The organism is Paraburkholderia sp. Ac-20336 (genome assembly GCF_017105025.1).
In the GTDB taxonomy this organism is placed as follows: Bacteria; Pseudomonadota; Gammaproteobacteria; order Burkholderiales; family Burkholderiaceae; genus Paraburkholderia.
This window is the reverse complement of record NZ_JAAGPS010000080.1, coordinates 22,808-34,983: the sequence shown is the minus strand read 5'-3', so window position 1 is coordinate 34,983 and position 12,176 is coordinate 22,808. Positions and strand designations below refer to the sequence as shown.

The window sequence follows — 12,176 nt, the reverse complement described above, 5'->3', positions numbered from 1 at the left end:
GCGTGCCGTCGATGGCGGCCGCCATCGACGGCACGCTGGCAATCAACTCGCCCGTCGCCGGGTCGGTGACGTCGAGCGTGCGGCCGTCGTGCGCCGCGCGCCATGCGCCGCCGATCAGGCATTGCGTGCGCAACAGGGAAAGGTCTTTCAGATCAGGCATGTCGGGTTCCGTCAATAAAAGATTCAAGCGGATGCGCGCCAGCGTGGCTCGGCCAGGCCGGGCACCTCGGTGCGCAATGCAAAGATGCCGCCGGCCAGCGGCTCGCGGTCGAGTTCGTCGGCGCCGCGCCCCGCGCGCGCCGACGTGATGTAGAGCGTGCGCAGATCGTCGCCGCCGAATGCGCACATGGTCGGGCAACGCGCCGGCAGCCGATGCACCGCATCGACCTGGCCGTCGGGCGTAAAGCGCACCACCCGCCCGCCTTCGTAGAACGCGCTCCAGTAGTAGCCTTCCGCGTCCACGGCGGCGCCATCGGGGCGGCCGCGGTCGTCCGGGGTCGGCTCGATGCGCGCCCACACTTCGCGCGTGCCGCATTGGCCCGTCGCGGCGTCGTACGCGCTGCGGTAAATCGTGAAGTTGGGCGTGTCGGAGTGATACAGCCAGCGCTGGTCCGGGCTGAACGCAAGACCGTTCGACGTCAGGAGCCCCGCGCTCAGCGCGTCGAGCCGGCCGCTCCCGTAGCGATAGAGATGCGCGTTGCCGCCCGCCTTCGGCTCGTCGATCGTGCCGGCGAAAAAACGGCCCGCGGCATCGCAGCGGCCATCGTTGAAGCGGCTCGTGCACACGTCTTCGGGATTGGCGGCGAGGCATTCGAGCGGCCGCGCGTTCTCGTCGAGCGTCCAGATGCCCGAGCGCAGGCCGGCGATGAAACCGCCCGCCTCGTTCAGCGCGAAGCAGCCGATGTGCTCCGGCACGGCCAGCGCTGTGTCGACGCCGGTGGCCGGATCGAAGCGATGCAGCGCCGGTTCGAGAATGTCGACCCAGTAGAGCACGCCGGCCCGCTCGTCCCAACGGGGGCATTCGCCCAGTTGGGCGCGGACATCGAGCACGCAGCGTAAATCGGATGAAGGCATGGGGGCACCGTGTTCCTTGTTCAGGCCGCGCGACTGAAATCGCAGCGCTGCGAAATAATAGCGCTATTAAATTTGCAAGTGTTACCAGGGTTAGTACGGCTTCAATAACCCGTTGCGCTGCGTCGAATGCCGTCGGGTCAATTACAATTGGGGTTTGCGCCCACCGCGGCGCGTGTTTTTTCGACCGTTTGCAGCCTATGCCACAGACAACAATCAAGGCACCGCGCACCCGGCGCAGCACCAACCGTGTCACGATGGAAGACGTCGCCGCTCGCGCGCGCGTCTCCGCCAGTTCCGTTTCGCTGTTTCTCCGCAATCCCGAGGCCGTTTCGTCGCGCATCGCGCCGCGCATCAGCAAAGCCATCGAAGTGCTCGGCTACGTGCCGAATCTGCTGGCGGGCAGCCTCGCCGCCGCGCGCACGCGCGCGATCGGCGTGGTGGTGCCGTCGCTCGGCAACGCGTTCTTTTCGGCGACGGTCGGCCGCATGCAGAAGGAATTCGACCAGCACGGCTACCAGCTGCTGCTCGGCGCATCCGAATACGACCCCGGCCGCGAGGCGGACCTCGTGCGAACCTTCCTGTCGTGGTCGCCGACCGCACTGGTCGTGACCGGCTGCCGGCACGGCGACGAAACACGCGCGCTGCTGCGCACCGCGCGCCTGCCGGTCGCGGAGATGTGGGAACTGGGCGAACAGCCGTTCGATCTGCAAGTCGGGTTTTCCCATTACGAGGCCGGCGCCGCGATCGCGCAGCATATGCTCGACATCGGCGCGCGCCGCGCCGCCTTCATCGGCGCACGCATGACGAGCGACGTGCGCGCCCGGCAGCGCTGCGAAGGTTTCCGCATGGCGATGCTGAAGGCGGGCCTCGACGTGCGCGTCGAAGACATCCCGGGCGACGCCACGCCGCGCGCGGGGGCGCGCGCGTTGACGGCGGTGCTCGACGGCATGCCCGACGTCGATGCGCTCGCCTGCTCCAACGACGTGATCGCGCTCGGCGCGCTGTTCGAAGCGCAACGGCGCGGCATCCGGATTCCGCAGCAACTGCGCGTCGCCGGTTTCGGTGATTTGCCGTTCAGCGAGGAATGCGTGCCGCCGCTCACGACGGTTCAGCCGCGCGCGGCCGAGATCGGCCGGCGTATCGCCGAGGAACTGATCGCGCGCGTGGAAGCGCCCGAAGACAACGACGAGCCGCGCATCGTCGATGTCGGCTTCGAACTGGTCGTGCGGGCCAGCACGCAAAGCCCGGCGGTGGATTAGCGGGTGTTGTGGGCTTGCGTTGCGGTGCCGCCGGAAGCATCTTTGAGGTCGGCTTTGGGCTCGCTTCTGAACTCTCTTCAGAGCCCGATTCAGAGCCCGCATCAGAGCCCATAAGCGCTGGCGCCGCACGGCGAGTTTCGCGCGACGTCCGTCGTCCGGTCCCATGCGGCATGGCCGCCGCGACGGACGCCAACCCAGGCTCAACCGTATCAACGCACCCACACGCCAACGCGCCGCTATCGGCCTGGTCGCCGCGGCGGCGCGCGCGGCACTTACATCTGCGCGCCGATCATCCAGGGCACGAATTCCTCGTTACCCACGCCGAGCGCTTCGCTCTTGCTCTTACCGCCCGACGCGACCTCGACGATCATGCGGAAAATTTCCTCGCCCTTCTGCTCGACGCTCGCCGTGCCTTCCATGATCTCGCCGCAATTGATGTCCATGTCGTCGACCATGCGCTTGTACATCGTCGAATTGGTCGCGACCTTGATCGACGGCGCCGGCTTCGCGCCGAAGCACGAACCGCGGCCCGTCGTGAACACCACGAGATTCGCACCACTGGCGATCTGGCCGGTCGCGCCCATCGGGTCGTAGCCCGGTGCATCCATGAACACGAGACCATGCGTATCGACCGGCTCGGCGTAGCGATACACGCCCATCAGCGGCGAGGACCCGCTCTTCGCCACCGCGCCCAGCGACTTTTCCAGAATCGTCGTGAGACCGCCGGCCTTGTTGCCCGGCGTCGGGTTGTTGTCGATGCTGCCCTTCTCGCGCTCCGCGTAGGACTCCCACCAGTGAATGCGCTCGACGATCTTCTCGCCCACTTCCTTGCTGATCGCGCGGCGCGTGAGCAGGTGCTCGGCACCGTAAATCTCGGGCGTTTCCGTCAGAATCGCCGTGCCGCCGTGCCGCACGAGCAGGTCGACGGCCGCGCCCAGCGCCGGATTGGCGGTAATGCCCGAATAGCCGTCCGAGCCGCCGCATTGCAGCGCGATATTGATGTGCGAAACCGGCAGCGGCTCGCGCACGGCCTCGTTGGCCACCGGCAGCATCTTCTCGACGGCGGCGATCGCGGCATCCACGGTCTTTTGCGTGCCGCCTTGCTCCTGCATCACGAGCGGCACGAGCAGCGGGCCCGGCTCGACACCTTCGGCGATGAACATCGCGCCCATCTGGTTCGCCTCGCAGCCGAGGCCGATGATGACCACGCCCGCGAAGTTCGGATGCTTGACGTAGCCGCCGATGGTGCGGCGCAATTGCTGGATGCCCTCGCCGTGGTGGTCGATGCAGCAGCCGAAGCTATGCGTGAGCGGGACCACGCCGTCGACGTTCGGATAGGCCTTCAAGGCGTCGGGCGTGGAGAAATGTTGCGCGACGAGCTTGGTGACCGTCGCCGAGCAGTTCACCGTGCTGATGACGCCAATGTAATTGCGCGTAGCGACGCGTCCGTCCGCGCGCCGGATGCCCTGGAACGTGAGCGGCTCCGGCGCGGGCACGACGGCCTTGACGTCCTCGCCGAACGCATAGTCGCGCGCGAACTCGCCCATCGACATGTTGTGCACGTGCACATGGTCGCCGCGGTGAATCGCCTGGGTGGCGAAACCGATGATCTGACCATAGCGCCGCACCGGCGCGCCCTGCGCCACCTCGCGGCAGGCGATCTTGTGAGCGGGCGGAACGTCGGCAGCGACGACGAGGTTGTCGAAATCCGCGAGCGTCGTGCCCGCGGCAATCGCGCCGCGGGTAATCAGAACGTCGTCGTTATCGTGCAGTTTGATTACCAATGAAGTTTGGCTCATCATGGCCTCCTGTATGTGGGTAGCTCCGCCAAGGGGCGTCGAACCTGCGTCGCGGGCGCTTGCCGGATTGGCTTGCATCATGCGGCCGGTCGAACGCCACGGCAAATTGGTCAGGCCACTTTTCGGCCGGGTCCGCGTGAGCGGTTGCATGAGGGGCTACATGAAGGGCTGCATGAGAGTTGGAAATGGACAGTCATTCGAAAAGCGTGAGCGTGATCGCTCAAACGGTCAGACGAATCGAGACCGACATCAAGGCAGGCTGCTGGCAGGAGAACGAGCGACTCCCGTCCGAGCGGGCGCTGGCCGAGACGCTCGGCGTATCGCGCGCGACCGTGCGTGAGGCAATCGCGCGACTGGCGAGCAAGGGGCTTGTCGAAACACGGCGCGGCAGCGGCGTGTATTTGCTCGGCAGCAGACCGGCCAGGCTCGTCGCGCCGTGGCTGCAATTGATTGCCGATACGCAGCCGCTACGCGAGGAGATGTTCGAGTTCCGGCTGGTCTTCGAGTGCGCGGCGGTGCGCTTTGCGGCACAGCGTGCATCGCGCCGCGATCATGAGCGGCTGGAGAGCATCCTCGCGAAAATGCGCGACGCGGTCGCGCGGGCCGACGTCGATTCGGAAGCCGCGACCGACGTCGAGTTTCATGCGGCGCTGACGGCCGCATGCCGCAACCGGCTCATCGAGCAGTTTTATGCCAGCGCCGTGACGGTGTTGCGCGAGCACATCTCGAGCAACACCTATGACGCGACGCTCAACAATAAGAATGCCGTCTCACAGGCCCGCGCCCGATTGCGCCAGCATGAATCGATCTACTTCGCCGTGCGCGACGGCGATCCCGATGCAGCGCAAGGTGCGATGCTCAAGCACATTCACTATGTCGAGAAGCAGTTCTCTATGTAGGCGCGGTACTAGAACACCGTCGTGCTGAATGCTGAGGCAATCCCGGGATCAGATAAGGTCAAGTCAGATAAGGGGCAGGGCCTATAGTAAGGCCCTGCCCCTCGACGCGCATCGCGCCCAGCTCAGAACTTGTGCCGTAGCGCAAGCCGCACGAACAACTGATGGTTCGACGACGATTCGCCGAGCGAATCGATGTTGGCCCTGGCCTGGCCGCCGAGCGAGTTCGTGCCGCTGGCGATCTGATAGATGCCCTCGAAGTAGATATCGGTTCGCTTCGAGAGCGTATCGTTCACGAGGAAGCCGAACTGGTTGAAGTGCTGGTTGCCCAGATCGCCGACAACCGAATTGCCTTTCGTATAGCTATACACGAGGCCGAGGAACCAGGCCGGATTGAACTGCACTTTGCCGTTGACTTCGATGGTGTTAAAGACCGCCGAGGCGCCGTTCAGGTTGCCGATGTTCCCGTATCGCACGTTCGAGTAGTTCGCGCCGATGGCGAAGCGATCGAACGTATAAGCCGCGCCCGCGACGATATCCTGCCAGGAGCCGGCCGGATGGGCGCCCGCCAGGTAGCCCGAGTTCAGCGGCGAATACGCGCCGGTGGTGGCCGGCGGCGCCGCATTCGCGTTGCTGTTCAACGGCGCCCCGACATTCGACGGGTTCTTGACGAATTCGTACGCGGCACCCGCGACAAGCGCGTTGCGCGAATACAGCACGCCGAAGGTGTAGGCGCTGCTCTGCGAGAAGTCACCCGCGACACCGCCGAGCGTGCCCGTGGCATTCAGCGTGAAGCCGGCGAGATTCGGGCTCGTGTATTTGATCGTGTTGTTGAAACGGTACGAGCGAATCATGTTGTCGATATCGCCGGGATGCCCCGCGCTCGTGCCCCACGCGGTCTGCGGACCGAAGGCCGCCGACATGTCCGAGACGCTGTCGTATTGCCGGCCCAGTGTGATCGTACCGAGACGATCCTGCGTAATGCCGACGAAAGCCTGACGGCCGAACATCGTGCCGCCCTGCGCGAGCGCACCGTTGTTGAGGTTCATGCCGGATTCCAGCGTGAAGATCGCTTTCCAGCCTCCGCCGAGATCTTCGGCGCCCTTCACGCCCCATCTCGATCCCCACGGACCGCTTACCGAATCGAGACCGATCTGGCTGCCCCCGACGGTTTTACCGTTGACGACCTGCTTGACGTTGTTGAGGTACTGCACCCCTTCGTCGATGACCCCGTATAGCGTGACGCTGCTTTGTGCGAACGCCGTGGTGGAAAGACCGGCCAAACCGATAGCGAGAAGCTGTCGTTTCATTTTTTTAGACCCTTGTTGTTTAGCTTGCCAATATTTAAGTTCTACAAATCAATACGCCAACGCGTTCCCTGCTGCGGGAATGATCTGGCGTATGGAGCCACACACACCATCGGAACCACATCGTCCGGCCTTGGCGCTCACGCCTCGGGAACGCAGTCGACACGCTCCCGTGCGGCAAGGCCGGAGAACTCGATGAACCTTGTCGGGCAAATCCCCGCCAGCCGATCAGATGTCGCGAAACGTTCCACTAATGGACAAATGTTTGTTATGTGGAATATCTTAGCGTTGTCGAGAAAAAGTTCAAAAACAAATTCCGTTGGGGTTTACATGTAAAGCCGCAACACGCGCCACTATGCTTGGCTCAGCGCTTTTCCCGCTATTTCGTTCTACTTTTTCTTCTCGCGCCGTTCTCGTTGCGGGTTTCCCCTGATGCGGAAAACAAGGCTTTTTTTATTCCATCACGCTACGATTGTGCCACCTGAAAAATAGCGTTTCATTCACGGAACAAACAGGAACCCAATAGAGCGCGTTCAACGACGCCCTCCGCCGCGCGAGCGGCGGCCCATGGAGTAACGCATGACCCCCGAATTGACGGGCACCGCATCCGACACGCAGGAAGATCGCAGCGACACGAACTATCGCGTACCCGCTCTCGAACGGGGCCTGCGCATCCTCACCGAATTCTCGCTGCGCGAGCCCGTACTGGGCGTGTCCGAATTGTCGAAGCGGCTCGGCATTCCTCGCACGACGGTATTCCGGCTGCTGCAAACGCTCGAAGCCCACGGGTTCGTCGAGCGCACCGATACGGATCGCAATTGCCGGCCTGGCGTCGCGGCGCTGCGTCTCGGTCTCGAGTATCTGGGTTCGCTCGAACTGACCGGACTCGGCCAGCCGCTTATCGACCAGTTGCGTGACGACACCGGTTTTACCGCGCATATCCTGGTTCGCGACGAGCGAGACGTGGTGTTCGTCGCGAAAGCGCAAAGCCATGCCGCACCGTTCAGTTCAGTGAGGGTCAGCATCGGCACGCGCTTGCCCGCCCATGCGTCGACGCATGGTCACGTGCTGCTCGGCGATCTGGATGCCGACGAACTGCACGCGCTCTACCCCGAACGCACGCTCAAGCGCTATACGCAACACACGCCGGCAACCGTCGATGCCTTGCATGCCCTGGTACTCGCCAACGCGCGGCGCGGCTTCGCCATCGGCCAGTCGAGCTTCGAGAGCGGCATCTCGGTGGTGACCGCACCGGTGCGCGACGCGACCGGGCGCATCGCGGCCGTCGTCACGACGACGATTCTGAGTCCGCAACTCGCCCCCGCTTTATTCGAGTCGAATCTCGTCGACAAGGTGCGCTTTACAGCCGATCAGCTGACGCAGCGACTCAACGGCGGCCGCGTGCCGGGGAGCCGTGGCGCGAGTTCATCGGCTCGTCACGACTTCGTCAGGACACACGAATGACGACGATTCCGCAGTATCGGGCGACGTCATGACGTCGAGGCGAACGAAATCGCAAAAGCATTTGCGACAGGTTTTTTTAGCGCAGTAGAATCGGGCGTAGATCGAATTAGAAACAACGTTTCATAGACGAAACGCCAATACCCATATCAAAGAGGTGACCGATGAGAAGTAGACGTGTGTTCAAACCGTACTCCGCTGGCCGTGGCATTGCGCGCGTCGCCGTCATGGTCGGCAGCATTCTCGCCAGCACGCTCGCGCATGCCGATCCGGCCTCGCTGCGCGTCGGCATCGGCGGCGCGGGCGAGGAACAGCTCTGGCTGCTGCATGCGAAGCCGACCGTCGCCCCGGGACAGGGCAAGGATTACACGCTCGACATCACGCGCTTTGCCGGCAACGACAAACGCTTCCAGGCCTTCGAGGCCGGCGCGCTCGACTTCATCACGACGAGTGCGAACGCGGCGCTGCTGGCCGCTTCCGAAGGCGCGAAATTCAAGGTCATCGCCTCGCTGTCCCGCGAAAGCGCGAACGGTTTCCAGACCACCTACCTCGTGAGCGACAGCTCGCCGATCAAGAGCATCAAGGATCTGAAGGGCAAGAAGATCGGCATCGATGCGCTCAATAGCTCGACGCACCTGTGGGCCAAACTGGTGCTGGAAAAGAACGGCATCGATCCGAATCGCGACGTGACCTTCGTGCCGGTCAGCTTCCCCGCGCAGGGCCAGGCGCTGCGCTCGGGCATGATCGACGTCGGCGTCTTCCCGCAGCCGTTTGCCAGCTCGGAAGAAACGCACGGCGGCGTGCGGCCGCTGTTCACGTCGCGCGACGCGGTGCCGTTCGATCAGGAGCTGATGCTCGTGATCGCCTCGCCGGACGTGCTGAAGAACCAGCCGGCCGCCGTGCATGCATTCCTGAAGGACCTCAAAACCGCGACGCGCTTTTACGACGATCACACCAAGGACGCCCGTCAGGCCCTGATCGACGCTCACGACGTGCGCGTCACGCCGGCGGTGTATCTGTCGATGTCGGACTACTATCGCGACCCGACCGATCGCGTCGACGTGCAGACCCTCGCGAAAATGCAGGACATCCTCATCAAGAACGGCATTCAGCGCAAGCCGGTGGATGTGAATCAGCTCGTCGACATGTCGTGGCTACCGAAGGAATAAGTGCAATGCCGATTCTCGAAGCACGCGGTGTGCGCAAAGTCTTTGCGACACCGAAAGGTCCCGTTGCCACGCTGGACGGGTTCAATCTCGCGGTCGAGGAAGGAGAATTCCTCGCGATTCTCGGCCCTTCGGGCTGCGGCAAGAGCACGTTCCTGCACATGGCGGGCGGCTTCGATCAGCTCTCCGGCGGCGAGATACTCGTCGACGGCAAGCCGATCGATCGCCCGGGCCGCGATCGCGGCATGATGTTTCAGGGCTACTCGCTCTTTCCGTGGGCCACCGTCGCCGAGAACATCGCATGGCCGATGCTCATCGGCGGCGTACCCGAGCAGACGCGCGCGGCCCGGGTCGGCGAATTGCTGACGATGATCGGCCTGCCGGAAGGCGGCGGCATGTATCCGGCGCAATTGAGCGGCGGCATGAAGCAGCGCGTCGCGCTCGCCCGCATGCTCGCGCTCGAACCGCGCATCATGCTGATGGACGAGCCGTTCGGCGCACTCGATGCGCAAAACCGCGAGCTGCTGCAGGAAGAACTCGGCAACATCTGGGCGAAGCATCGCCGCACCGTGCTGTTCGTCACGCACGACATCGACGAGGCCGTGACACTCGCCACGCGCGTCGTCGTGTTCTCCACGCGGCCCGCGCGCATCAAGCTCGATCTGCAGGTGGACCGCGAAGGTCTCGACTTCGTGTCGTTCCGCAAATCGCAGCGCTTCTTCGAGTTGCGCACGACGTTGTGGGAAGCATTGCGCGAAGAGGTCATCAAGGCACGCGAAGTGGAGCGGGTCGCATGAGCGCCGTTCTCGATGTGCCGGCACCGCCGCGCCGCGGCGGATGGCGGCGCCTGCCCTACATGGCCGGCCGCGCCGCGGTGCCGATCGTGGTGCTGGCGCTGTGGCAGTGGTTCGGTGCGAGCGGCAAGCTGCCGCCCTATCTGTCGTTTCCGAGCGACATCGTCAGCGCGACGCGCGAGCTGGCCGGCGAAGGCGAGCTGTGGACCTACCTGCGCGACAGCCTGTTGCGGCTGATCGGCGGTTTCGCCATCGGCTCGGCGATCGGCGCGGCCCTCGGGCTGGTGGCGGGCCTGTCGAAGCCGGTCGGCGAATTTGCCGATCCGCTCGTCGCGTTCGTCTATCCCGTGCCGAAGATCGCTTTTCTGCCGATCATGCTGCTTATTTTCGGCCTCACGAGCGCGACGCAGACGGCGATCGTCGCCTTGAGCGTGTCGTTTCCGGTGTTTCTCGCCGCGCAGCATGCGGTCCAGCAAATGGACAAGCATCTGGTATGGGTCGCGCGCAACTTCGAGACGCCGTTCCCGACGCTGCTGTTGCGTGTCGTATTGCCCGCGACGCTGCCGGGCATTTTCGCGGGCCTGCGCGTGGCGCTCGCGCTGTCGTTCGTGTCGCTGTTCGCGGCTGAACTGATCGGCGCGAAAACGGGTTTGAGTCTGCTGATTACGGAAGGCCAGGACTGGGTGCGCTACGACATCATGCTGACCGGCGTGGTCGCTTACGGGCTGCTCGGCTTCGTCGCCGATCGCCTGCTCATGGCGGTGCGCAAACGCGCGTTGCGCGGCGTGCTGCTCGGCACCGAGGAGGCTCAGCGATGATCGCACTCAAACGTATGTGGTCCGGCACACGCGCCTGGTACTCCGTGCCGCTGATGCTGCTGCTCTGGCAATGCGTCGCGCTGTCCGGCCTCATTTCGGCGCGCGTGCTGCCGCCGCTCGGCGCGGTGTTCGCGGCCTTCATCAACGACACGATGTCCGGCAATCTGCCCTATCACGTACTGGTGACCACGGGCCGCACCTTCGCCGGCTTCGTGATCGGCTCGGTGGCCGGGGTGCTGGTCGGCTTCGGGCTCGCCCGCGTGCGCTGGTTCGAATACCTGTTCGAGCCGGTGTTTTTCGCGGGCTATCCGGTGCCGAAGATCGCGCTGTTTCCGATCTTCACGTTCCTGTTCGGCATCGGCACGCCGTCGAAAATTGCCTTTGCCGCGCTCGAATGCCTCTACCCGGTCGTGGTCGCAACGCATCTGGCGAGCCGCGCGACGGGGCGCGAAATCGTCTGGGCCGGCCAGAACATGGGCATGACCCGCGGCACGCTGCTGCGCCACGTCCTGATTCCGGCGGCGCTGCCCGGCATTCTGAACGGTCTGCGCATTGCGCTGCCGATCGGCATGACGGTCGTCATCGTGACCGAAATGATCGGCGACACGCACGGTCTCGGCTTCTATATCGCGAACTCGGGGGCCACGTTCCGCTACGACAAACTGTATGCGGGCATGCTCGCGATCGGCCTCGTCGGTCTCGTACTCGACCGTGCGCTGGTTTTCATTTCGCGCCGCCTCTCGCATGGCATGCGCTGAATACGCTTTGCGCGTGACCCTTCTTATTCGCGGACCTTATCCGCTGACGTATCGATTGACGAGACATACATGATGGACATGAACGAAGATCTCAAACGCGCACTCGACCGGCTCGCACTCGGTTGCCGCATTCTCGAACTGGAAGGCCACGGCGACATGTCGCTGGGACATCTGTCGCTGCGCGATCCGCAAGGTCGCGGCTTCTGGCTCAAACGTAATCGCATCGGTCTCGAAGAAGTACGCGGCGCCGAGGATTTCGTGCTGGTCGACTTCGAAGGCAAGCAGATCGCCGGCAGCGGCGGACGCCATTCGGAGTGGCCGATCCACAGCGAAATTTTTCTCCAGCGTCCGGACGTGCTGGTCGTGGCGCATACGCATCCGCGCCACGCCTCGATCCTGTCCGGCTGTCTCGAACGCTTCACGCCTTATACGCTCGACGCCGACTACTTCGGCGAATTGCCGGTCATGCGCGAAACGGCCGCCTTGATCGTCAAGCCGGAAGAAGGCAAGGCGCTTGCCGAAGCAATGGGCAGCCACGACGTGGTGATGATGGCCAACCATGGCGTGACGTTCTGCGGGCGCTCGATCGAGCACGCGATCTGTGTCGGCGTGTTCCTCGAACGCGCCGCGCGGATCGAGGTGCTCGCGCGCTCGGCGGGGCTGCCGCAGACGGCACTCGCCCCCGAGGCACGCGCCAAACGGATGGCGCAGATCATGACGCCCGTGCATTGGGAGCACTCTTTCGAGTACTTCGCGCGGCGGGCCGAAGCGCAAGGATAAGACCGGCGCTTCGCCGGCGCTGCTCGTATCGAATGAACAAGGGGCGATCTGCTTGCGCAGATCG

11 protein-coding genes are annotated in these 12,176 nt (G+C 64.1%); 8 read left to right on the top strand and 3 right to left on the bottom strand.

Annotation, left to right across the window (positions count from 1 at the left end):
- Nucleotides 1-183: 183 nt before the first annotated feature.
- Nucleotides 184-1,074 (bottom strand): SMP-30/gluconolactonase/LRE family protein, encoded by an 891-nt coding sequence (locus tag GXB81_RS20940; protein WP_205990224.1) that lies wholly within the window; start codon nt 1,072-1,074, stop codon nt 184-186.
- A gap of 197 nt (nt 1,075-1,271) precedes the next feature.
- Here GXB81_RS20940 and GXB81_RS20935 point away from each other — a divergent pair, with 197 nt between their 5' ends.
- Entirely contained in the window at nt 1,272-2,333 is a 1,062-nt protein-coding gene (locus GXB81_RS20935) for a LacI family DNA-binding transcriptional regulator (protein ID WP_205990223.1), read from the top strand.
- A gap of 272 nt (nt 2,334-2,605) precedes the next feature.
- Here GXB81_RS20935 and GXB81_RS20930 read toward each other — a convergent pair whose 3' ends face one another.
- Nucleotides 2,606-4,132, bottom strand: a complete 1,527-nt coding sequence (locus tag GXB81_RS20930) for an altronate dehydratase family protein (protein WP_167041969.1) — start codon at nt 4,130-4,132, stop codon at nt 2,606-2,608.
- Nucleotides 4,133-4,317: 185 nt separating this feature from the next.
- On the opposite strand from GXB81_RS20930, the gene GXB81_RS20925 reads away from it, so the two are divergent.
- The gene (locus tag GXB81_RS20925) at nt 4,318-5,031 is read left to right on the top strand and encodes a FadR/GntR family transcriptional regulator (protein WP_167041352.1); all 714 of its coding nucleotides are present in this window, start codon (nt 4,318-4,320) and stop codon (nt 5,029-5,031) included.
- A gap of 122 nt (nt 5,032-5,153) precedes the next feature.
- On the opposite strand, the gene GXB81_RS20920 is transcribed toward GXB81_RS20925, so the two are convergent.
- Nucleotides 5,154-6,338: a porin gene (locus tag GXB81_RS20920; protein ID WP_167041349.1), complete on the bottom strand. Its 1,185-nt coding sequence runs from the start codon at nt 6,336-6,338 to the stop codon at nt 5,154-5,156.
- Between the two features lie 576 nt (nt 6,339-6,914).
- Here GXB81_RS20920 and GXB81_RS20915 point away from each other — a divergent pair.
- From GXB81_RS20915 to GXB81_RS20890, 6 genes are all read left to right on the top strand, one after another.
- Entirely contained in the window at nt 6,915-7,799 is an 885-nt protein-coding gene (locus GXB81_RS20915) for an IclR family transcriptional regulator (protein ID WP_205990222.1), read from the top strand.
- Between the two features lie 161 nt (nt 7,800-7,960).
- The gene (locus tag GXB81_RS20910) at nt 7,961-8,965 is read left to right on the top strand and encodes an ABC transporter substrate-binding protein (RefSeq protein WP_167041343.1); all 1,005 of its coding nucleotides are present in this window, start codon (nt 7,961-7,963) and stop codon (nt 8,963-8,965) included.
- 5 nt (nt 8,966-8,970) lie between these two features.
- Nucleotides 8,971-9,759 (top strand): ABC transporter ATP-binding protein, encoded by a 789-nt coding sequence (locus GXB81_RS20905; RefSeq protein ID WP_205990221.1) that lies wholly within the window; start codon nt 8,971-8,973, stop codon nt 9,757-9,759.
- Nucleotides 9,756-10,574, top strand: a complete 819-nt coding sequence (locus tag GXB81_RS20900; RefSeq protein ID WP_167041337.1) for an ABC transporter permease — start codon at nt 9,756-9,758, stop codon at nt 10,572-10,574. The genes GXB81_RS20905 and GXB81_RS20900 overlap by 4 nt, the downstream gene beginning before the upstream one ends.
- Nucleotides 10,571-11,332: an ABC transporter permease gene (locus GXB81_RS20895; RefSeq protein WP_167041334.1), complete on the top strand. Its 762-nt coding sequence runs from the start codon at nt 10,571-10,573 to the stop codon at nt 11,330-11,332. The genes GXB81_RS20900 and GXB81_RS20895 overlap by 4 nt, the downstream gene beginning before the upstream one ends.
- Nucleotides 11,333-11,401: 69 nt before the next feature.
- The gene (locus GXB81_RS20890; RefSeq protein ID WP_205990220.1) at nt 11,402-12,112 is read left to right on the top strand and encodes a class II aldolase/adducin family protein; all 711 of its coding nucleotides are present in this window, start codon (nt 11,402-11,404) and stop codon (nt 12,110-12,112) included.
- Nucleotides 12,113-12,176 lie beyond the last annotated feature (64 nt).